We start from the raw sequence: 21,007 nt of genomic DNA, 5'->3' as shown, positions 1-21,007 counted from the left end.
AGCGGGCGGTCGTAGTGGGCTCTGGCGCCTGGCGACCTGGTGAGAGCGCCGAATGCCCAGACGCAGCCGACGGGGGCCAGTCTCTGGTTCTTGACCTTCCGGCTCATGACCTTGCAGCTCTTGCCGCTGGCCCTGGTGACGGGGCGCTTCCCGCGTAGGCCTTGAGAGATCCGGCGGTGGCGAACCGGGTGCGGTCGTCGCCGATCTCCGCCAGGACCCGGGCGCCGGTCAGTGCGGCGAGACCCGGAAAGCTGCGGAAGACCGGCGCGTCCGGATGTTCCTCGAAGGCCTGCGTGACGGCTTCTTCGGGCTGGTCGGCGTTTTCGCAGGCGGTGTCCAGCTGCCTGAGCAGAGCGGAAGTCTGATGTCCGAGAGCCGCCTCGACCTGCGGGAGCTGGTGGAGGTAGTCGCGGCTAAAGACCTCGTGGAGCCGTTCGGCTTCGCCCTGGATGCCGCGGACGCGGCCGGCCTGCTTGAGCAGAGACTGCAGACGCCTGCGGGTCAGCTTCGCGGCCATGGTGGTGGTCGGTGCCGCGGCCAGGATGCTGCGGGCTTCCCAGCTCGGTGACTCCCGCCAAGCCGACACCCGTTCCGGGCTCCGCAAATGCAAGATGCGGCACGGCCAGCGCGCTCGCCAGCGCCGGGTCGTCCGGACCCAGGGTCCGCACCCACAATCCGCCGGACAACTCGTCCGCAGCGGGTATCGGGGCGCCCGGGTCAAGCGCCATCAAGCGGTGCTCGTGAACCACAAGCCCCGAGTCCTCGATCGCGGTCCGCAGCGCGGGCGTGGTCTCGGCGATCCACTCGAAACTCTCCGGGATCCCGAGTTCACGCTGCCGGGCGCGGACCCGGGTCACATCGGCGGCGCTCACCGCGCCTGACCATCCCCGAGCCGGACGTGCGTAGAACGGCCATCCCTGGCCTTCCCGCACGAACAGAGTCAGCGGCCCGAAGTCCTCGACCCGGGCACCATGGCGCGGCACCGCGTCGTAGTACCACTCAAGGCGATCCTGCAGTACCCGCTCAGGGCGATCATCAAGATCCGCAGAAGTCACGCGGGGCATCCAAACATCAGGTCACTGACCACCGCCACCGCATGACGACTCGCCCACAACCATCTACCGGGCGGTAGATCACTCACGAGACAGCACTATCGCGGACCAAGTCGTAATCCTCGACAACCTCTCCGCCCACACAAACTGGTGGATGAAACGATGGGCGGCCGAGAACAAGGTCGAACTGTGCTTCACCTCGACCTACGCCTCTTGCCCCAACCCCATCGAGACCCACTTCGGACCGCTACGGCAGTTCACCCTCGCCAACTCGAACCACCCCAACCACACCGTCCAGACTCGGGCGCTGCACGCCTACGTCCTGGCCGCCCAACGACGCGAACGCGCCCGCATCCGCAGCGAGAAAGGCATCCGCTGGGGAGGACGCCCCCTGCAAGGAGCGGCATGATGAAGGCTGATCGCCTCGGTCGCTCGATGGCGGATGCAGTCAACTCGTCAAACGGAAGTGAACGATGGTGGCGTCATCGGACGACTTGATGTCGGGGTAGTGGAACCGCAGCCTGTCTTGCAGCTCGGCAAGATCGCGGAACCCGTCGGCGATAGCGTCCGCCTCGGTCAACTCGGCAACCCTCTTGGAAGTGATCTGAGTGACCACACCGGGCAGCACTACCTCGTCATCCAACTCGAACACCATGTTCACCGGGCCCGTCTCCACTGGGTCTCGGAACCGCACCGTGGTCGTCTTCCGCCCAGTGCGTACAGCATCGAGATAGGCGGGGTGGAAATGTAGGGACTGCATCACGGCCGAGCGCAGCGCGCTGTCGGACCCCGCGGACTGCTCCCCCCAGACATAAGCATGAGGCAGAAGGTCGGTGATCGCGACACTGCGAATGCCGCCAGCCACCGGTACCAGGACTCGGATGCCTGGGTGGTAGTCCAGCAGGACCTGCCGGTCCCGACCACACGGCGCAAGCACGCCGCGCCCCGTGTCACCGACGGCAACAATCGCCGCCAGGTCACGTGCTCCCGCAGCACGCGCATGCCCGAGCGCCACCAACTCCGCGCAAGGTCCGCCCGTGAAGTGATAAAGGTTGATGCCACCGAACATCCGGCCCTGTGCGTCTCGCACGGCTGCCCCGACGGTGTGCACCTCACCGTCACCGTTGGCCTCAACAACGCGCTGGGCGAACTCGACCAGCTCCAGATCTTCTTCCGTCGGCAGATTCATCGTGCTGTCCATCCAACAGACACTACTCATACACGTCCCCAAGCCATGCAACCCGGTGAACGTTCCCGGTCACAGCACTAGGGCGAACCCCAGCCCCATCGCGACGAACAACGCGCCCAGTGCGCTGAACAGCCGCCAGAAGGCGGTGCCCTCGGCCGGGAGGGTCCAGCGTGACGGGTCTGCCTGGTCGTATCGGACCTCGACGCGGGCACCGACGGGAGGCGACGCCGCCGATGACCGACCCCGCGGCGGTGAAAACCGACGCGAAGAGCAAGAGGATCTGGGAAGCAGACACAGGGTCGTCTCGATTCTGGAGCCGAAGAACTCCTGACAGCATGCCAGTGCGGCGATCTCCCCTTACGGCAGGCGCGTGGCCGGGACGGCCCTCAGCGCAGCCCCGCCGACGGTTTCCTCCCGGAGGAGGAGGCCGGACCGGGCCGCAGGTCCCGGACCAGGGGTGGACGGGACCGGGGTCCTCGTGCCTTTGGGCGATGTGCCGTACCAGGGCGGGTTCCTAGCCTCGGGGCATGCGATCACACGAAGCGGACGATGCTCAAGGAGACCCCGTGACCACTGTCAGCCCCGCCGCACGCCGCGCCTTTGCCGTAGGCCTCACCCTCGCCGCCTGCCTCACGTCCTCCCCCGTCCTGGCCACGGCCGCCGAAACCCCCGCCCAGGACAGCTCCGGGGCCGGACTGGACCGGTACTACCGCCAGCACCTCGGCTGGGGCAGCTGCATCAAGGGCCCCGACGACACCACGGGCCGCGATCTGGACCAGGCAGGCGTGCAGTGCGCGGACGTGACCGTGCCCCTGGACTACGCCGACCCCCGGGGGCGCACGATCACCGTGGCGATCTCCCGGCTCAAGGCCACCGACACCCGCCACCGCATCGGCGCGATCCTCCTCAACAACGGCGGTCCGGGCGGTCCCGCGCTCCAGTCCCCGCCGCAGGCCCGTGCGTCGATGAAGGAGGTCGGCGCGCGCTACGACATCGTCGGCTTCGACCCGCGCTTCATCGGGCGCAGCACCGCGCTGGACTGCGGCTTGCCCGTCGGCATGACCTGGCTGTCCGCCGGCACCGGCCGGGCGGGCTTCATACGCCAGGTCGCCCTGCAGAAGAGCCTGGCCGACAAGTGCCGGGCCACCGACGCCGCGGTGCTCCCGCACATCACCACCCGCAACACGGCCCGCGACATGGACGTCATCCGCGGCACGCTCGGCGAGCGGAAGATCTCCTTCCTGGGCTACTCGTACGGCACCTACCTGGGCACGGTCTACACGCAGATGTTCCCCGGCCGCCACGACCGGATGGTGCTGGACGGGGCGATCAACCCGAGCGACTACCGCCCCCGGCTGCTGAAGGGCACCGAGCGCGAGAACGAGAAGGCGCTGTCCGACTGGGCCGCCTGGGCCGCGGCGCACCACGACACCTACGGCCTCGGCCGCAGCCGCGCCGAGGTGCTCGCCGCCGTCGACCGCATCGTCGCGGCGGCCGCGCGCGGTCCGCTGACCATCGGCGCCGGCGCCGATGCCTTCCGGATCGACGACAGCCAGGTGCCGCTCCTCCTCTTCTCGGGCATCGCGGACGACACCGCCCCGGCGCGGGCGTCGTTCGGCGAGCTGCTTTCCGTACTGGCCAAAGCCGCGGAGGGCCGGCCGACGACGGTGCCGCCGATGCTCGTCCCGGAGCTCCGGTACGTGCTGCGCGGTGAGGGCGAGCCCACCGGCGCGCAGTCCGCCGTCATCTGCGGGGACGTGGCCGCCGCGCGCGATCCCGAGCTCTACTGGCGGGACATCGAGCGCAACCGCATCGCGCACCCGCTGTTCGGCGCTCTGACCAACAACATCAACCCGTGCGCCTTCTGGGACTCGCCGCGCGAAGAGCCCACCCGGGTGCGGCGCGATGCCCCTGCACTGATCGTGGCCGCCACCGGTGACCCGCGTACGACGTACAAGGGAAGCGTCGAGCTGCACAAGCAGCTGCCGAGCTCCAGGCTGGTCACCCTCGAGGGCGCCAACCGGCACGCCCTCTTCGGGCGCTACGGCAACGCGTGCGTGGACGACCAGGTCAACCGGTACCTGGCCACCGGCAAGCTGCCGGCGAGGGACCGGACCTGCGTCAAGCAGGCGGGGTAGCGGCCCGCGGTTCACGTTCATGGCCCCCTGGACGCGCAGGGCGGTGACGGGGACACCGGCGGCGCGGAGCTTCGCCGCGTACGCCTCGCCCTCGTCGCGCAGGACGTCGGCCTCGGCGGTGACGACCAGGGCGGGCGGCAGTCCGGTGAGCTGCTCGGTGGTGGCGCGCAGCGGCGAGGCGGTGATCTGCGCGCGCTCGGCCTCTTCGGCCGTGTACTGGTCCCAGAACCACTTCATGGCGTCACGGCGCAGGAAGTAGCCCTCGGCGAACTGGTGGTACGAGTCGGTGCCGAAGCTCGCGTCGGTGACGGGATAGAAGAGGACCTGGTGGGTGAGCCGGACGTCGCCGCGCTGCTTGGCCATGAGGGTGAGGGCCGCGGTCATGTTGCCGCCGACCGAGTCGCCCGCGACGGCGATCCGGGTGCCGTCGAGGTCCTTGTGGTGTCCCTCGCGGGCGATCCACTGGGCGACGCTGTAGTTCTGCTCGATGGCGACGGGGTAGCGGGCCTCGGGCGAGAGGTCGTACTCGGGGAAGACGACGGCCGCACGGGTGCCGACGGCGAGTTCGCGGACGAGCCTGTCATGGGTGTGGGCGTTGCCGAAGACCCAGCCGACGCCGTGGATGTAGAGGATGACGGGGAGCGGTCCGGTGGCGCCGCTCGGCCGGACGATCCGGGCGCGGACGTCGCCGGTCGGGCCGCCGTGGACGGTGACCCATTCCTCGTCGACGGCGGGCAGCGGGACGCCTTCACCGCTCTGGACGCCGTCCACGGCCTTGCGGCCGTCCGCCACGGGGATCTGGTAGAGGAACGGCGGCTGGGCGGTGGCGTCGGCGAAGGCCTGGGCGGCGGGTTCGAGGATCGGTGTGTCCGGCATGAGGGTTCTCCTTCGTAGGTCCTGCGGGTGGGTGGTGCTCAGCGGGTGGCGCGCGCGGCGTCGAGGATCACGTCAGTGACCACGGCCGGGCGGGAGACGGCCACGGCGTGCGACGCGTCCACCTCGGTGGTGCGGGAGCCGGCGCGCCGTGCCATCCACCGCTCGGCCGCCGGCGGGATGTTCTTGTCGGCCGTGGCGATCAGCGCCCACGACGGGATCGTCTTCCACGCCACTTCCCCGGCCTTCTCCTCCAGCGCGGCGGTGGCGACCAGGCGCTGGGTCGCGGCCATGACCGCCGCGTCGGCGACGGGGACGTCTGCGGCGAACTGACGGTGGTACTCGGCCTGGTCGATGAAGAGTTCGGTGCCGGTGCCGCCGCCGGGCAGCGGGTACGGCTGCGGGTTCACCGTGTCGCCGAGGGTGGAGCCGGGGAACTTGGCGGCCAGTTGGGCGGCGCTTTCGCCCTTGTCCGGGGTGAACGCGGCGATGTAGACGAGGGCCTTCACACGGCTGTCGCCCGCGGCGGCACCACTGATGACGGCGCCGCCGTAGGAGTGGCCGACCAGGACGACGGGGCCGTCGACGCCGGCGAGCACGCCGCGGAGGTAGGCGGTGTCGTCGGCGAGGCCGCGCAGCGGGTTGGCGGTGGCGACGACGGGGTAGCCCGCGCGGCGCAGTCGCTTGATCGTGCCGCTCCAGCTGGATGCGGCGGCGAACGCCCCGTGGACCAGGACGACGGTGGGCTTGGGCGCCGTCCGGTCATTGCCGGCGGCAGGAGTGCTGCTCGTGGGTGCGGCACCGATCAGTGAGGCCAGCGTCGCGGGCAGGGCGAGGGCGAGCGTGAGGGCACGCTTCGTGGGACGCATGTGCGCTTCCTTGTCGGGTGCTTGTGTTGGTGCGGAGGGACGGGCGACGGTCCCCTCAGAGGCCGTACGCCTCAAGGAGGCGCAGCCAGACTTCGCTGACCGTCGGGAAGGCGGGTACGGCGTGCCACAGACGCTCGAGCGGGACTTCGCCCACGATGGCGACGGTGGCCGTGTGGATGAGTTCGGTCGCCATCGGGCCGGTGAGTGTGCAGCCGACGACGACTCCCCGGGTCTCGTCCACGACGAGCTTGGCGTGGCCGCGGTAGTCGTCCGCGTACAGGGCGGCTCCAGCGACGTCGTCGATCCGGTACTCGACCGCACGTATCGCGAGACCCGCATCGCGTGCCGCGCGTTCGGTCAGACCGACGCTCGCGACCTCTGGGTACGTGAAGACTGCCTGCGGGACGGCGATATGGTCGGCCTCCGCGCTCCAGGCTTGGGGGCGGCCGGTGCCGGCGGGGCGGCCAGCGGCGCGCTCGGCGATCGCCGCGGCGCAGGCGCGGGCCTGGTACTTGGCCATGTGGGTCAGCGGCGCACGGTGGTTCACGTCGCCGACGGCGTAGAGCCAGTCCCCGTCGAGGGCGGTGACGCGGCAGGTGTCGTCGACCGGGAGCCAGTCGCCGGCCGGCAGTCCGACGGTACCCAGACCAAGGTCCGCGGTGCGCGGTCGGCGGCCGACCGCGGCAAGGACCTCGTCGCAGACGAGGGTGGCGCCGTCGTCGGTCTCCACGGTCACGGTCCGGGTGGTCTCGTCACGGGCGACCCGGGTCGCCGAGACCCCGTAGCGGATCGTGACGCCCAGGCTTGTGAGCCCCCGGGTGACCTCTTCGCCGGCACACGGCTCCCAGCCGGTGAGCAGGGCCTGGTCGCGGACGAGCAGGGTGACGGAGGAGCCGAGTGAGCGCCACGCGGTGGCCATCTCACAGGCCACCACTCCCCCGCCGATGACGACCAGCCGCCCGGGCACCGCATCGGCCGTGGTGGCCTGCCGGTTGGTCCACACACCGATCCGGTCGAGGCCTTCGACAGAAGGCAGCGCGGGTTCCGTGCCGGGGCCGAGGACGACCGCGAGCCGGGCCCGCAGGGTGCGGACCGTGCCGTCGGCCCCGGTCACCTCCACGCGGCGCTCTCCGGCGAGCCGGCCGTGCCCTCGTACGAGGGGTATGCCGGCGCTGTTCAGCCAGTCGGCCTGGCCGGTGTCGTCGCCTCGACCAGTGAACCGGTCGCGGCGGGCCAGGACCTGCGTCGGGTCGAGCGTCCCGGTCACCGCCTGCCGTGCCCCGTCGACCGACCGTGCGACCTTCCTGGCCGCGCCGGGTCGCAGCAGGGCCTTGCTCGGCACGCATGCCCGGTAGGAACACTCGCCCCCGACCGCCTCGGCCTCGACGACGACGGCGGTCAGCCCTGATCGGACGACCCGGTCGGCGGTGACCTCGCCGCCCGGCCCGCCGCCGACCACGACGACGTCGTACGTGTCCTCCATCAGCCGCGCACCAGGGGGGTGTCCACGAGGTGCTCGGCCAGGAACCACACCTGCGCCTCGCCGGTGCGGATGACGCCGGAGACGAGCAGGTCGGTGCTGCCCTCGTCGCCCTCCGCCGAGATCCGGGCGGCGGCGTCCCGCGCGTCGATCAGGATCCGCTCGTGCGCGTCGAGGAGCCGCGACAGCATGACGGGGACCGGCTCCACGCCGTCCGGCGGCCGGGGAATCGCCGTCAGCTCGGCGACGTGGCGCGGGTCTCCGACCGCGACGCCGCCGAGGCTCTGGATCCGCTCGGCCAGCTCGTCCACGATGGCCAGTTGGGCCTCGGCGTGCTTGTCCAGCATGAGGTGGAGCGAGTAGAAGGTCGCCCCGCGCATGAGCCAGTGGTGCTTCTTGTAGAGGGAGTACAGGATCTGCGTGTCGGCGAGTACGCGGTTCAGCCGCTGACAGGCGTACATGCGGGTGTCGTGGCCGAGGCCGATCGGCAGCTGCTTGAGCGTGCCGAACGTCTGGGTCTCCTCGCCCTTCTGGTGCAGCAGCGGCTGGCCGCCGCCGCGCGGGGCTGTGGTGGTCGTGGTTTCCATCGAGTTCTCCTGGAAGGTGGGAGGCCCGGCCGTCCGGTCGGGGCACGGAGCGGCCGGACCCGGTCTGCGTGGCTCGTGGTCAGCGCTCACCGCGGCCGGTGGTCTGCGGCGCCGCCGGGTCTGACCGGGCTGCCGGGGCCGACCGGTGCAGTAGGAGCCGGGCGAGCAGCCCGCTTCCGACGCCCGCCGCGAGCACGAGGGCCGTCCACCACAGCGGGTACTGCCTGAGACCGAGGGCCGCGTCGAGGGACCAGGCGCCGGGTCCGGTGGCGGCCAGAGCGGCGGCTGTGCCGATGAGGACGAGCGGGTACTCGTATCCGTCGTTCTGCACCCAGAGGCCGTTGTGCCATTTCACGGTGAGGGCTACGGTCATGACCCCGATGGCCCCGGTGGCGGCGAGCGGGGTCAGCAAGCCTGAGGCGAGCAGCAGACCCGATCCGATCTGGCCACCGCCTGCCGCCAGCGCGGTCAGGGCTCCGCCGCGGAAACCGTCGGCGCGGAATTCCTGCGTTCCGCCCTCAAGTCCCTTGCCGCCCAGGTGCGAGCTGATCTTCTGCACGCCGTGGCCGGCGACGAGCAGGCCCACCAGCAGACGCAGGATCAGAATGCCGGTGTCCAAGGAGGTCAGCCGGCCGCGTGCGCGCCGATGACGCTCTGCGCGTACACGACGCCCAGGCCGTAGGCGCCCGCGTGGGCCTTGACGATCTCCATGACCGCGCCGTACGTCTCCTGGCGCGCCCAGTCGCGCTGCAGCTCCAGGAGGACCTGCACCCAGGTCACGGGCACAGCGCCGGCGGCGATCATTCGCTGCAGCGCGTGTTCGTGGGCGGCCGGGCTGACGCCGCCGGAGGCGTCGGAGACCACGTACACCTCGTACCCCTGCTCCAGCGCGGACAGCGCGGGCAGCACCAGGCAGACCTCGGTCCACAGGCCGGACAGGATGATCTTCTTGCGTCCGGTCGCCCTGACCGCCGCCACGAGCGCCTCGTCCTCCCAGGCGTTCATCGTCGTGCGGTCGATGACCTCGTTCTTGGGAAACACCTCTGCGAGCTGCGGCAGCAGGGGCCCGGAGAACGACTCGGCGGCCACCGTGGTCAGCACGGCGGGCACGTCGAACGCCTGAGCCGCCTTGGCGAGACCCACCGTGCTGTTGATGATCGCGGCGCGATCGCCGCTCCCGGTGCCGAAGAACATCTGCGGCTGGTGGTCCACGAAGAGCATGACGGCGTTGTCGGGCGTGAGCAGGTCCGCGCTCGGGGCGGCCTGCACCTTGGTGACGTCGAACATGAGGGGTCCTTTCGGAGCAGTCGGTAGCGTGCCGTTCGCGTTTCAAGGCTCGGCACACCCGAAAACTAGGGCCGACCCGACCGACCGACTTTCCTCCCCGTGCCCAGAAGTTGGCACGACAGCGCACTACCCGTGCGAGAGATGTCCGTGGTCGCCCTCGGGATCTGGCGGCACTCTCTTGCTCACCCGTCACCCGAACTCGCGCAAGAGGTCCGGAGATGCCGGCCGACCACGCCGTCGGCTTGGGTTCTGTCCGGCGGATCTTGGGGGCCTTAGGGTCGAAGCATGATTAATCTCCAGGTCCGGGGCGAGGCCGGCACGATCGAGGCTCGCGCCAAGCACGGTGTGGTCTGGGGGCCGGAGCCGGCCGCTCTCGACCAGTCGGTGTTTCCGATGCTGGGGCACCTGCTGCCGTACGCGGACACTGTCTTCAACAGCCGCCAGGTGGTCACTCTGCTGGCGGAAGTACCGCGTCTGCCTCCGGGCGTGGTCACGGAGGAATTCGCCCGAGAGCTTTGGGACCTGGGCCAGACAGTTCTCGACGGACAGCACCTCTACCTGTGGTTCCTCGGGGACTGAGACAGCTACTCTGCTCACGCTCGGAGCCAGAGCCTCGATCTCCTCGGTGAGGTGCTGAATCCGGTCGTCGGACATCTCGCCGCCGGTGGGGGCGCCGTTGCCGGTGAAGTGGTTCCCCGGATCAGCCGGCCGTCGATCAGCCAGAAGTCGTTGCCCGGCAGCGGGTGGTGCGGGCGTACGCGCACGCCTGCGGCGTCGACCCCGCCCTCTCCTCACACTGTGGGAGAAGGCAAAGGATCGAGAAGGAACACAAGCGGCGGGGCCGGCCGGGCTCCGCCGCCCCCAACATCCGGCAGATCCGCGATGAGGCAGACATGGGAGCGGCCCTGAGCACGCTGCACGTCCAGGCGGGCGCGCCAGCCTGCCGGGACGTCGAGAAGCGCACGTCGAAGGCGGAAGGGGTGGTGCAGATACCCAAAACAACCGCCCATCTCTTCATCGCCCGCCAGAAGATCCCCCGTACCGCCGAGCAGATGCCGGCCCTGCTCTTCGCCTACAACCTCCCCGCGGCCCGCCACGCTCCCTGGCTGGACGCCTGGTCACGCGTCGACCGGCACATCGAAGCCGAACGCGCCAAGAAGACTCCAGAAGGAAGACTGGAGGGGCCCGCCCGTGCACGGCGCAACCGATTCGAGGTCATCCTGCCGACCGCCGCCCCCAAAGACGGCATGCCCGACTTCGAGGACTACCTCAAGAAGGCACACTCATCACGCAAACGCCGCCGCAAACCCGCTCCGCAGCCTGAGGGTGCGGGTAGGCGCGGACCAGGTGCCGCCGTTGTATTCGCCGCGCAGCACGCTTCCGGCGTCGAGGATCTGTCCGGTGACGACCGCGACTTGGTTGCGCCGTGTGTCCAGTGCCCGGTCTCGTGTTTGGAAGGTGCGGCTCATCGGCCTGCTGCCAGCCGGTCGAGGGCCAGGCCGAGGAAGCGGCAGATGCCGCGATCAGGCCTCACGGCCTCTCACCTGGTTGATCCTGGTCTGCACTATCTCGTGCAGTGCGGCCGGGTCCAGGGACACGAAGAGTTGCTCGGGCAGGTCGACGTCCAACACGTGCGCCTCCTGGTCCGGTCCCGCGACGATCTGGGAGTACACCGGAATCATGACTTCCGGTCCCTCCCCTCCCGGCTGTGTGGCGGGCCGGTAGGAGAACTGCGGCGCCAGGGAATCGCCCGGCTCGACCACCTGCTTGGTGCCGACGACCGTCCCGTCCGGGTCCGTAATGACAGTAAGTCTCACTCTGGGCATCGCACTCACCCGCCGGTCAAGGTCGCGATCCGAATATTGTAGGAGACCGTAGCGTTGGATCGGTTCGTCACCGTCATGGTGTACTGCCAATTCCTCAGGTCCAGGTGCGGAACCCCGCCGATGGATCGGATGGATCCCACCCTGCCCTGGTCTGTGACATCGAGCCAGGCCAGGAATTTCGGCTCCGTCGCCAGCGTCCCGTAGCACACGCCAACGTCGTAGAAATCCCCGAAAAAGTAGGTCTCGATGAGCGATCGTCCTGATGCGATAGTTGAAGGTGGGCCGATGTCCACAATGTTTACCGGCATCTCACGCCCTCCATAGGAGTCGCTGAGTTGAATGCCACACGACAGGTGACTGGACCTGTACTTTCATTGAACCTCAGGCGACCTCAAAATGCCCGTTCGAGCCACGATGCTGCAGGAGTGGCCGACGATGCCGGCGCCGGTGATCGCCGAGCGGATGCGATCTGTGGTTCCCGGAGACGAAGGTCCAGGTCGGCGCCGGGCAGGAGCGAGTGGTGCCGGTACTCGTCATGACCCTGGGATTCTCCCGCCATTTGTCTGCGGTGATGATCCCCTCAAGGCAGGCCGGCGACATCCTTTCGGGCATGTGGCAGCTGATCAACCAGGTCGGCCGGGTCCCCAAGGCGTTGGTCTGGGACCGGGAAGCGGCGATCGGGGGCAACGGGAAACTCAGCGCGCCGACGGCGGCGTTCGCCGGCAAGTTGGCCATCAGGATCAAGACGCGACAGGCCTGGGCGGCGCAGGCCGCCGCCGCCCGCCGCGAGGGCTTCCTCTCCTCGGCCATCGCCGATATCGCCGTACACAAAGGTGAACAGGAGTCCGACGAGGCGAACGCCCTGTGGCGGTACGTACGGGAGCTGTGGGAGAACGCCTCCTACCCGGAACGGGCCGGCGTCCCCGAGGACGTTCCCCTCATTGAGCAACTCGTCGCCGCCAGTACCCGGGAACTGCCGTCCGGAGGCCACACGATCAGCGAGCTCTACATGGCGCAGGCGCTCCTCACGTAGTGACGGGGTCAGGTGTCAGCGTCCCCACCACTCACGGGAAGGGGCCGCGCTCGGGTGAGGGAATCGGAAGAAGGCCGGGACCAGCAGCACACGTCCGAGGATGTGGGCGTACATGCCGGAGCGGTAGTACCTGAAGTCCACCTGGCCCCAGGCCAGGACGGGGACCAGATGCCCCAGGTTCCCGTCGCGCAGGTCTACGGAAAGTCTGCGGATCTCGTCCAGGGCGTGGTCGTACTTGTCCCGTCGCCCTTCTCGACGGGCAGGACGAGCACGATGCCGCGCACGGGCTGTTCGGGCGCGAGCGGGCGGCAGCCTCGAACCCGGGTAGACGTGCCCGTCGCGGTCGTGGCTTCGACCGTACGGGTTCCGCCGCCGCCGGACCAGCCTGTCGGGCGGGCGCCCGCCGTGGCACCGAGTAGCCTGCCGTTCGTGGTCTCCAGCTCCCGGAACACGGCCGTCGCCGGTGTCCTGCACGGGGCGACGGCAGCCGATGCCGCCCGTCTCGCGGCTGATCCCGCGCTGAGCGCGGTCATCGTCCCCGACGGCCGCCGCGAGCCGTGGCTGCAGGAGCTGGCCGAGCTCGTGGCCGGGGAACGGCTGGTCATCCCCCGCACCACCCTGCCCTCGGTCACGCCCGACGAGTTCACCGGCTGGGCGCACACCGCACTGGCCGTTGCTCCCGCCTCCGTTGCGGCTCCCCTCGTCGATGCCATGGCTGGGATCCTGGCCCGGGTCGTGGACACGGCGGGGACGGACAAGGCGATGGTGCGCGTGTTCACTGAGGCCCCCACGCGGCGGTGCGGCTTCCACGTGGACACGGTGCCGCCGCAGAGTCCCACGGTCGGGGCCGTACGGGTATACAACGGCCCGACCACCGAGTACGTCGCATGCGAAGACGTCCTCGGCATGGCCGAGTTCTACACCTACCTGGCACGCCGCGAGCGGCTGTCGCGGCAGGCGGAGCGCGAGCGACGGGCCGACAGACCCGATGGGACCGCCCTCGCCGAGCTGTGCGCGATGGACGGGAGCCCGTCGTTCCTGCGACCGGGTGCCGTCGTCCGGCGGGTACCGGCCGACGCGACCGTCTTCTTCCGGCACCTCGACGTACGACGGCACTGGTCCGTGCATCCGGTGACCGACGTGTGGATCCACCGCTCTCCCATGCTCGGCATGGCACGGCTGGTGCTCAACGTGTCCCCGGTCCCTGGTCGGGGGTGAGCAGCACGTGCGTGAGGGAGCCCGGCAAGGAGTCGTCCAGGGTGCTCAACAGACGCAGGACGCGGGTCCCGGCCCGGGCCGGCCCGTGGTGCGCCGCGAACCAGGCCCGGGGCCGCTGTCGGGCGTCGAGCACGGCCCGTACCGCCGCCACCGCGTCGTCCTCCCCGTCGAAGAACACCCCGGTGAACGGGTTGACGTACTGCCAGCCACCGAGGATCGCCCGGTTGACGACGACCGGCACGTCGAGGCACAGGGCTTCGGCGAGCACCCGTGGCGAGGCGTCGAGCACGGCCGGTACGAACAGGGCCCGTGCCCCCGCGATGACCGCGAGCAGCCGCCGCCACGGCAGCGGCCCGACCATGCGTACGCCGCAGATCGGCTCCACCCCGGCCGGCGCGTCGACCACCAGGATCCGCAGCCCCGTCTCCCGGGCCAGCCTGCGCAGGCAGCGCGCGGCGAGCGGCCAGTTCTTCGCCTCCTGCCGCCACGGCTCCCGGCCGGACACGTGCACGATGTCGGGGCCTGCCGCCCCCTCCGTCCCAGCCCCGGCAGCCCCGGCAGCCACCCGGGCCGGATCCACGCGGAGCGGGTCCGTGAAGTCGGACTCGCTCGTCAGCAGCCGGGGGCCGGCCGGCGGCAGAAAGTGCTCCGGATCGCGGAAGCAGTGCAACCACGCCTCGCACAGCAGCCCGTAGTCGCGCTCATCCCGCCAAGGCGGGGCGGGGAACCCCAGATAGCTGGTGACTCCGGCGAACCGGACGCCGGCGCGGGCCAGTGCGGCCAGCCGCAGGTGGTGTGCGTGCGTCACGACGGGCGCGCGGACCAAGACCCACGGCAGGTGTTCGCCACCCGGCCCGGTCACCCGCATGAAGGGCGTGTCCCCGCCCGGACCCGCGCCCACGCCGGTGCCCGCGCCAGTGTCGAGGCCCGTACCCGCAGCAAGGTCCAACCGTCGTCCCCCCACTCGAATCGGCAGGAGAGGCCATGATCCCGACCATCAGACGCGACTTCTACACGGATGGCAACGGCGGCACGCGGATCGAGATCTTCGACGAGCTGAGCGAGACCGCCAAGGCGGCCCTGTACACGTTCTTCCGGAGGGTCGGCGCACCCCACCTGATGGACGAGGTCGTCCTGCCCCTGTTCTGCGAAGGCGATTCGCAGGTCTTCGCCGCTGTCCGGGACCGGCCTTGGCCACCGTGGGGGCTGGGCGCCCGCAACATCGTCGCCTTCGTGCAGACCCACCTGGTCGGCGACGGATGCTGGGGCGTGAGCCCCGTGCACGTCGCCGACGAGGACCTGACGAACGTAGGACTGTGCGCCGCCGTGTACAAGGAAGCCCTGGAGACGCTGGCCGTCGACCCGAACGCCGAGGTGCACTACCTCGTCGCCGAGGAATCACGGCTGGCGGACCTGACGCTGCGCCGCGTCGGCTTCGAGCGGACGGAGGACGCCTTCCTCACCGAGGCCGCGCGCTACCTCACGTACCGCGCCCCGGCCGGTGAGCTGCTGAACCGGCTGGGCCTGGCCGAGGCCGACACGGTCGACGTACTTGCGGGCGCCCTGGACGACGAGGTGTTCGCGCTCAACGCCGCCTTCCACAACACGGTCTACCTGGGCTCGCGTGCGGAATGGGTGGTTGACCGGACCTCCGTCCCGTCCGAGATCGCCCGGCTGGTCCGCGGCGGCCACTACAGCAAGCCCGCCGGCGTGCCGACGGGCACCGGCCGCTACGAACGGGATCCGGTCGCCGAGGTGGCCCAGGGCGTACGGGAGTTCCTCAGCGCATCGGAACACGACGAGTTCCGCGCGTACGTGCTGGACCGGGAACCCGACTTCAAGCCCGCCACGGTGCGGATGTCCGGGTCCGGCGGTTCGGCGGTGGTGGACGAACGGGTGCGCCGCAGTCTGGTCCTCGACGAACTGGGCCCCTACGAAGCCCTGTTCACGGAGCGCATCAAGGAACACGTCCAGCAGATCAGCGGCCGGCTGAACCTTCCGGCATTCCCGCTGGGCCGCATCGAACTCCAGGTGACCGCCAACGGCGACCGGGACTACTTCGGAATGCACCGCGACAGCGACGACGGGGACACCCGCGAGCTGACCTTCGTGTACTTCTTCTCCGGAGAGCCCCGCAGGTTCTCGGGCGGGGAGCTGCGGGTGTTCGAGACGGTCCCGGAGGACGGGAGGGTGGTCGCCACGGACCGCAGCCAGACGATCGTGCCGCGCGCCAACCTCGCCATGTTCTTCCCGAGCAGGCACGACCACGAGGTACTCCCGATCCGAGTGCCGAGCAAGGCGTTCGCGGACGGCCGCTTCAGCGTCACGGGCTGGATCCACCGGCAGTGAGCGACCGGGAGACCGGCGCCACCCGGGCGGGGGCGGCGCGGGCCGCGACACGGACCCGGGCCCAAGACCAGGCCGGGCGGGCCGAGGCCGGTGCCGACGCCCTCGCCTGGGCCGTGGTCGCCCGCGTGGCGCTCCCCTCCGGCCGGGCACGCCCCGAAGCCCGCGCCCTGCACCACGCCCTCTTCCCCCGGGTCACGGGACTCCTCGCGCGCGCAGTGCGGCCCGACGCAGGCGGCGTACGCGCCCGGTACCTCTTCGCATCCGAGCCTGCGGCAGCGGCGTTCCGGGCCGCGCACGACCCGGCACTCTGCCGTCTGGGCCCGCCCGTCACCGGTGCCGTACGGCCGGTCTCCGCGGCGGCGGCGCCGACCACGGTCACCGCGCCCGTAATCATCGTCGCGCCGCCGCGCTCGGGCAGCACGGCTCTGTACGAAGCCCTCGCCCGGCACCCCGGCCTGTGGACGGTCGGCGGGGAGAGCGAGGGCGTCATCGAAGGCGTACCGGGGCTCCATCCGGCGGCCGGCGGGTACGCCTCGCACGCCCTGGACGCCGCGCACGCCGACCTGCACGGCGGGGCCGTACGCGCGGGCTTCCTAGCCGGGCTGCGCGATGCGCGGGGCCGGAACCGGCCGGACCGCGGCGGCCCCCAGGATCCGCCGCCGAGGCTGCTGGAGAAGACCCCGGAGAACTGCCTGCGGCTGCCCTTCCTGCTGCGGCTGTTCCCGGACGCCACCGTCGTACACCTGCACCGCGACCCGCGCGACACCGTGGCCAGCATGGTGCGGGCCTGGACCCATCCGGGGTTCGTCAACATCCCGGACCTGCCCGGCTGGCCCCGGCGGGCCTGGCACCTGCTGCTGCCGCCGGGCTGGCGGCGAGGGCTCGGCGACGATCTGTCCCGGATCGCGTCCCGCCAGTGGGCGGCCGCCACGGAAGCGGTACTGGACAGCCGTGCCGCCGGGCCGCCCGACATCCGCTGGGTGGATCTCGACTACGCCGAGCTGAGCGCGGCTCCGGCCCGGACGATCCGGTGGCTGGAGCGTGAACTCGGGCTGCCCGCCGGTCCGCCCGGCCGGGACCTCCCGCTCTCCGCGACGACGATCACGCCTCCGCGCCCCGGCAAGTGGCGCAGTACACCCGGCTTCGACCCGTCGGCCCTCGACACCATTGCGTCCACTTGCCGGCGTCTGACGAACGGACGTACCCCGCCCATGCCCCGAACCCTCCGCGGCCTGCCCCGGCGCCCTTCCTACGTGTGCTGGCTCGACGACGGCGCCGCGGATTACGGCTTCCCGGTCGCCGGCTCCGTGGACGACGCCTCGGCCCCGACGCCCGGCCCCGAGCCGGAACACCTGTTCCTCGACCCGGCCGTGGTCCTCCAGGACGGGGTCACCATCCCCTTGGGCCTCGCGGGCCGGGCCCGGTTCAGGGACCGGTTCCTGCCCGACCGGCCGATCCTGTGGACCGACGACCCGTCAACCGGCGCGCTCACCCCGTTCTGGGTCTTCCTCGAAGACTTCTGGGCGCTGCGTACCCTGGTCCCGGGAGGGCCCCTTTCACCGGCGCTCCCCGCGCGGCTGCGCGCCGCCCTCGCCCGGGCCGGGGCGCTCGGGTCGGCCGATCTGCGCGCCCGGGACGCGACCAGGGCCGACACCGCCCGGGCCGCGGCCGCCGCGGACTTCGAGCGCAACGCCGTGTGCCGGATCGACCGTATGGTCCACCCCCGGCACCGCTTGGCCCTGCTCGACTACTACGAGCGGCTCATCGCCACCGGCTCGTGGCCGCTGGGGGACGCCCAGGTCGCCGGCCGCTACGGCTGGTACAACGAATCCCTGTCCCGCTTCTTCCACCACCAGTTCCGCGCCCTGGTGGGACGGATCGCGGGCCGGCCGGTACGCCCCTCGTACTCCTACGTCTCGGCGTACCGCGGCGGCGCGGTCCTGGGTCGCCACGTGGACCGGGAGCAGTGCGAGTACACCGTGTCCCTGCTGCTCGGGGAGTCGGGCCCGGGCATCGAGGGCGGTTGGCCGCTGCACCTGGGAACCCCGCAGGGCGAGGTCAGCCTCGTCCAGCGGCCCGGTCAGGCCGTCCTCTTCAGGGGGACCACGGTGCCGCACGGGCGCCCGCCGTTGCCCGACGGGAGCACGCACACCTCGCTGCTTTTCCACTACGTTCCCGCCGAGTTCCGCAGGACCCTGTACTGAAACGCCTCCTGCTACGGCTACTGCTACTGCTACTGCACCCCGAGCAGGCCGATGCTCCGAGCCTCGGCTTCCCGGACCTGCGGCGCGATGCGCTCCCACCCGGTGACCGTGCGGCGTCCGACGGGCGGCTGGGTGCGCCGGCGGGTCCGGGTCAGGCCCGCCGGCGCCGGGCCTGGCCCGAACACGGCAGCCGCCGCATCCGCCGTCAGCAGCATGTCCCAGACCAGATGGACACGTTCGGCGGGCCCGCCGTTCTCGGCGGCGTGCACGCAGCCGTGGTTGACGAGGTACACCGATCCGGCCACCAAGTGGTGCACGTCCCCGTCCAGCGTCAGCGTCGCCTTGGGATGGGTGGTCAAGGGCAGGTGAAAGCGTGCCCGGATACCCACCGTGCCCGACCGCGCCCGTACGACGCTGTGCTCTTCGTGCGGGGACAGCGAAGCACCCGGCCCCAGCACGTTGACCCGGAAGTTGACCAGGTGCGGCAGGGACCCGATCAGCGCGGCCAGGGCGGGGTGGTGCGCGCCGTGGTGGAAGCGCTTGCCGAAGCAGGACAGGTCGTGGTCGCGGGAGAAGTCGTCGCAGCGGCCGGAGGCGTTGAGCAGGCTGAACTGCTCGACCCGGCCGCGGGGACCGGTCCACGCCGTCACATGGCCGGGGGCGCCGGCCAACGAAGGGCGCTGCCGCGAACGCAGCAGCGCCACCTCGGCGGCCAGGCTCGCGGCGGTGTCGGGTCCGGCCTCCAGCAGCCGCAGGCAACGGATGCCGGGGCGGTGGTAGTTGGCGTCCCGGATGCCGTGGAGGATCTGGCGCAGGCCCTGGCCCACATCGTCTTCGTGTGCTGTCAACGGAACGGGCACCTCTCCAGGAGCAGGTCGAGGTCCGGAAGTCGCGCCGGAAGCGTCGCGAATTCGGCGAGCGCCGCCGAATCCAGCCCCGCGCCTGTCCGGCCGACGGACACGGGCGGCGGGACCGGCACCCCGACCGAAAGGAAATAGTCGTGGAACTTGCTCCCGTCACCGCTGGGCAGGTCCCGGTAGCGGATCCAGACGGCGGGGATCCCGTAGGCGTGGCCGAGGATGATCCCGTGCAGGCTCGACGAGGCGATCAGAGGCGCCCGTACGAGCTGCTCGACGACCTCCTCGACCGGCCGCTGCACGTCGACGAGCCGCCAGCCGGCCGGAGTGCCGAGCCGCGCACCAGCCTTGTCGGCGAAGTGCGGCACGACGGCGGGACGCCGCCCGGTACCCCGGCCACCACGGGGCAGGAAACGGGGGACCAGCAGGGCGGGGTCACCGTAGACCGGCGGACAGGCCGCCCCGGAGCGCAGGGCCGCCTCCCGGGTGAGGGGGCCGCGTACGGCGACCAGATCGGCCCGCGGGTCGATGTCCTCACCGGCGCACATCACCCCGGCTCCCCAGACGACGGCGCCCGGTCCCGCGAGGGAGACCACGCTGCCGGTGACGAAGTGCTTGCGCCCCGGCGCGTGCGGCGCGACCCACCGGGCCGGGGCGCCGCAGATCCGCCGGACCAGCCAGGGAGTGAGCCTGTCGCCGACATTGCCCTGACTGGGAGCCCGGCACCAGAAGGCGGGCACAGCCTCGACCACGGCTTCCATTGTAGTGAGCGGACCGCGCTGTTCATCCGCACCTACCACGGTGACGTCGCCTGGTTGCGCTACGCGCTGGCCGCCATTCGGACGTGGTGCCGGGGCTTCTCGGAGGTGGTCGTCGTCACCCCGCGGACCGGGGCGGCCGCCGTGCGCCGGTCCGTCGGCGACGGGGTCCGCCTGGAGGTGGGCCCGGACCACCGCGACGACTACCTGGGCCAGCAGGTCAGCAAGCTGTACGCGGACCAGCTCACCGATGCCGACCTCATCTGCCACGTCGACTCCGATATGGTCTTCTTCCGCCCCGTCACCCCCGCCGACCTCCTCGTGGACGGGCGTCCGTGGATCGTCCGCCGCCCCGTCACCGAACTCGGCCGGCACCGGCCCTGGCTCGCACCGACGCAGGACTTCCTCGGCCACCAGGTGTTCTTCGACTTCATGCAGCACCCGCCCTTCACCTATCCGCGCGCGCTGTACGGGGAGCTGCGCGCCCTGTGCGCGGACCGCCACGGGATCCCGCTCGACCGGTACGTGGCGGGCCGCCCGCCGCGCGGGTTCTCCGAGTTCAACGCGCTCGGCGCGCACGCCCACGCGGCTCACAGGGCGTCGTTCACCTGGTACGACGCGAGCTCCGGCGCGGCGCCGGAGCTGTGCCGCTGGTACTGGAGCAGGGCGGGCATCGGCACGCGCCTGCGCGAGGAGCTGGACCGGGTGGTCACCGGGCCGGTCGGCGTAACGGAGTGGTGGACCCCGACCACGGCTGGAAGCGTGGCAGCCGCGCCATCTCACGACACCGGAGAGAGGTACCCGAAGTGGAACAGGCACAGCTGACGCTCGACGAGGTGCTCGAATACGTCAAGAACAGGCCGGACACGACGCGCACCTACCAGGTCCCGCAGGGGGTGATCGCCGCCCTCCCTCTGACCGAGCCACCTCACATGCGGCTGCTGGGCGCGTCGGAGATCCAGGAACTGGCCGACTACCTCGACACCTCGCCGGGCTCGCTCAAGGGCCCCTTCAAGGTGTTCGACGCCACGTGCTCCTCCTGCGGGCGTCGCATCACCTTCCTCGACTTCGCGAAGACCGCGGTGGACCTGGGCATGCACGCGAAGGAAGCCCTGCGCGACGTACTGACGGGCAAGAACGGCGAATGGATCACCATCCGCGGCCGCGACGGCGGCCGCCCGGTGGCCTGCGCCCAGTGCGGCCACGACGTCCCGCGCCTGAAGATGAACGGCTCGTACTCCGAGTACTCGTCGAGCTCGTACGCGTACGCCTGACCCCCCACCAGCG

The 21,007-nt window shown here is 71.0% G+C and carries 21 protein-coding genes and 4 pseudogenes; 9 read left to right on the top strand and 16 right to left on the bottom strand.

From position 1 onward, the window contains the following. Positions 1-103: 103 nt before the first annotated feature. Positions 104-517 (bottom strand): transposase, encoded by a 414-nt coding sequence (locus OG509_RS38760; RefSeq protein WP_406187250.1) that lies wholly within the window; start codon positions 515-517, stop codon positions 104-106. A gap of 650 nt (positions 518-1,167) precedes the next feature. Between OG509_RS38760 and OG509_RS38755 the strand changes: the two are divergent. Continuing rightward, a pseudogene (locus tag OG509_RS38755) lies at positions 1,168-1,461 on the top strand (IS630 family transposase); the annotation flags it as partial. 39 nt (positions 1,462-1,500) lie between these two features. Here OG509_RS38755 and OG509_RS38750 read toward each other — a convergent pair. Both OG509_RS38750 and OG509_RS38745 read right to left on the bottom strand, forming a co-directional pair. Next, positions 1,501-2,253 carry an ASCH domain-containing protein gene (locus tag OG509_RS38750; RefSeq protein WP_406187249.1) on the bottom strand — a complete coding sequence of 251 codons (753 nt, stop codon included), beginning with the start codon at positions 2,251-2,253 and terminating at the stop codon, positions 1,501-1,503. A 57-nt stretch (positions 2,254-2,310) separates the two neighbouring features. After that, positions 2,311-2,532 carry a DUF3592 domain-containing protein gene (locus OG509_RS38745; protein WP_406187837.1) on the bottom strand — a complete coding sequence of 74 codons (222 nt, stop codon included), beginning with the start codon at positions 2,530-2,532 and terminating at the stop codon, positions 2,311-2,313. 275 nt (positions 2,533-2,807) lie between these two features. Between OG509_RS38745 and OG509_RS38740 the strand changes: the two genes are divergently transcribed. Continuing rightward, complete coding sequence (locus OG509_RS38740) at positions 2,808-4,379, top strand: alpha/beta hydrolase (RefSeq protein ID WP_406187248.1); 1,572 nt, start codon at positions 2,808-2,810, stop codon at positions 4,377-4,379. 15 nt (positions 4,380-4,394) lie between these two features. Here the strand turns inward: OG509_RS38740 and OG509_RS38735 are convergent. The 6 genes and pseudogenes from OG509_RS38735 to OG509_RS38710 form a co-directional block, all read right to left on the bottom strand. Then, a pseudogene (locus OG509_RS38735) lies at positions 4,395-5,255 on the bottom strand (alpha/beta hydrolase); the annotation flags it as partial. 38 nt (positions 5,256-5,293) lie between these two features. Further along, a complete protein-coding gene (locus tag OG509_RS38730) occupies positions 5,294-6,121 on the bottom strand; it encodes an alpha/beta fold hydrolase (protein ID WP_406187247.1) in 828 nt (275 codons plus the stop codon). Between the two features lie 55 nt (positions 6,122-6,176). Next, positions 6,177-7,604, bottom strand: a complete 1,428-nt coding sequence (locus OG509_RS38725) for a dihydrolipoyl dehydrogenase family protein (protein WP_406187246.1) — start codon at positions 7,602-7,604, stop codon at positions 6,177-6,179. Further along, complete coding sequence (locus OG509_RS38720; RefSeq protein WP_406187245.1) at positions 7,604-8,188, bottom strand: Dps family protein; 585 nt, start codon at positions 8,186-8,188, stop codon at positions 7,604-7,606. The genes OG509_RS38725 and OG509_RS38720 overlap by 1 nt, the downstream gene beginning before the upstream one ends. 79 nt (positions 8,189-8,267) lie before the next feature. Further along, positions 8,268-8,807, bottom strand: coding sequence for a DoxX family protein (locus OG509_RS38715; protein WP_406187244.1), 540 nt, complete (start codon positions 8,805-8,807; stop codon positions 8,268-8,270). Positions 8,808-8,812: 5 nt separating this feature from the next. Beyond that, complete coding sequence (locus tag OG509_RS38710) at positions 8,813-9,475, bottom strand: hydrolase (protein ID WP_406187243.1); 663 nt, start codon at positions 9,473-9,475, stop codon at positions 8,813-8,815. A 285-nt stretch (positions 9,476-9,760) separates the two neighbouring features. On the opposite strand from OG509_RS38710, the gene OG509_RS38705 reads away from it, so the two are divergent. After that, positions 9,761-10,054 carry a hypothetical protein gene (locus OG509_RS38705; RefSeq protein ID WP_406187868.1) on the top strand — a complete coding sequence of 98 codons (294 nt, stop codon included), beginning with the start codon at positions 9,761-9,763 and terminating at the stop codon, positions 10,052-10,054. A 63-nt stretch (positions 10,055-10,117) separates the two neighbouring features. Here OG509_RS38705 and OG509_RS38700 read toward each other — a convergent pair. The 4 genes and pseudogenes from OG509_RS38700 to OG509_RS38685 all read right to left on the bottom strand — a co-directional run. Next, a pseudogene (locus OG509_RS38700) lies at positions 10,118-10,215 on the bottom strand (DUF6879 family protein); the annotation flags it as partial. 546 nt (positions 10,216-10,761) lie between these two features. After that, a complete protein-coding gene (locus tag OG509_RS38695) occupies positions 10,762-10,944 on the bottom strand; it encodes a hypothetical protein (RefSeq protein WP_406187242.1) in 183 nt (60 codons plus the stop codon). Positions 10,945-10,998: 54 nt separating this feature from the next. Further along, positions 10,999-11,292 carry a hypothetical protein gene (locus OG509_RS38690; RefSeq protein ID WP_406187241.1) on the bottom strand — a complete coding sequence of 98 codons (294 nt, stop codon included), beginning with the start codon at positions 11,290-11,292 and terminating at the stop codon, positions 10,999-11,001. 14 nt (positions 11,293-11,306) lie between these two features. Continuing rightward, positions 11,307-11,609 carry a hypothetical protein gene (locus tag OG509_RS38685; protein WP_406187240.1) on the bottom strand — a complete coding sequence of 101 codons (303 nt, stop codon included), beginning with the start codon at positions 11,607-11,609 and terminating at the stop codon, positions 11,307-11,309. 91 nt (positions 11,610-11,700) lie between these two features. On the opposite strand from OG509_RS38685, the pseudogene OG509_RS38680 reads away from it, so the two are divergent. Then, a pseudogene (locus OG509_RS38680) lies at positions 11,701-12,046 on the top strand (hypothetical protein); the annotation flags it as partial. 717 nt (positions 12,047-12,763) lie between these two features. Continuing rightward, on the top strand, positions 12,764-13,552 hold the full coding sequence (locus OG509_RS38675; RefSeq protein WP_406187238.1) for a hypothetical protein: 789 nt from the start codon (positions 12,764-12,766) through the stop codon (positions 13,550-13,552). Here OG509_RS38675 and OG509_RS38670 read toward each other — a convergent pair. Further along, complete coding sequence (locus OG509_RS38670; protein WP_406187237.1) at positions 13,521-14,501, bottom strand: hypothetical protein; 981 nt, start codon at positions 14,499-14,501, stop codon at positions 13,521-13,523. The genes OG509_RS38675 and OG509_RS38670 overlap by 32 nt on opposite strands. A gap of 35 nt (positions 14,502-14,536) precedes the next feature. Here OG509_RS38670 and OG509_RS38665 point away from each other — a divergent pair, with 35 nt between their 5' ends. Together OG509_RS38665 and OG509_RS38660 are read left to right on the top strand one after the other, a co-directional pair. After that, positions 14,537-15,901 (top strand): 2OG-Fe(II) oxygenase, encoded by a 1,365-nt coding sequence (locus tag OG509_RS38665; protein ID WP_406187236.1) that lies wholly within the window; start codon positions 14,537-14,539, stop codon positions 15,899-15,901. After that, the gene (locus OG509_RS38660; protein WP_406187235.1) at positions 15,898-18,105 is read left to right on the top strand and encodes a sulfotransferase; all 2,208 of its coding nucleotides are present in this window, start codon (positions 15,898-15,900) and stop codon (positions 18,103-18,105) included. Before OG509_RS38665 ends, OG509_RS38660 begins: the two co-directional genes overlap by 4 nt. Positions 18,106-18,134: 29 nt before the next feature. Here the strand turns inward: OG509_RS38660 and OG509_RS38655 are convergent, their stop codons facing one another. After that, positions 18,135-18,953, bottom strand: a complete 819-nt coding sequence (locus OG509_RS38655) for an aspartyl/asparaginyl beta-hydroxylase domain-containing protein (RefSeq protein WP_406187234.1) — start codon at positions 18,951-18,953, stop codon at positions 18,135-18,137. Next, complete coding sequence (locus OG509_RS38650) at positions 18,950-19,714, bottom strand: polysaccharide pyruvyl transferase family protein (RefSeq protein ID WP_406187233.1); 765 nt, start codon at positions 19,712-19,714, stop codon at positions 18,950-18,952. Before OG509_RS38650 ends, OG509_RS38655 begins: the two co-directional genes overlap by 4 nt. Positions 19,715-19,777: 63 nt before the next feature. On the opposite strand from OG509_RS38650, the gene OG509_RS38645 reads away from it, so the two are divergent. After that, positions 19,778-20,545, top strand: coding sequence for a hypothetical protein (locus tag OG509_RS38645; RefSeq protein ID WP_406187232.1), 768 nt, complete (start codon positions 19,778-19,780; stop codon positions 20,543-20,545). Next, positions 20,527-20,994, top strand: a complete 468-nt coding sequence (locus OG509_RS38640; protein ID WP_406187231.1) for a hypothetical protein — start codon at positions 20,527-20,529, stop codon at positions 20,992-20,994. Before OG509_RS38645 ends, OG509_RS38640 begins: the two co-directional genes overlap by 19 nt. Positions 20,995-21,007 lie beyond the last annotated feature (13 nt).

This window comes from Streptomyces sp. NBC_01006 (assembly GCF_045162725.1).
Classification (GTDB): domain Bacteria; phylum Actinomycetota; class Actinomycetes; order Streptomycetales; family Streptomycetaceae; genus Streptomyces.
Note: the sequence above shows the minus strand (reverse complement) of the source record. Positions and strands in the feature narration are given on the sequence as shown.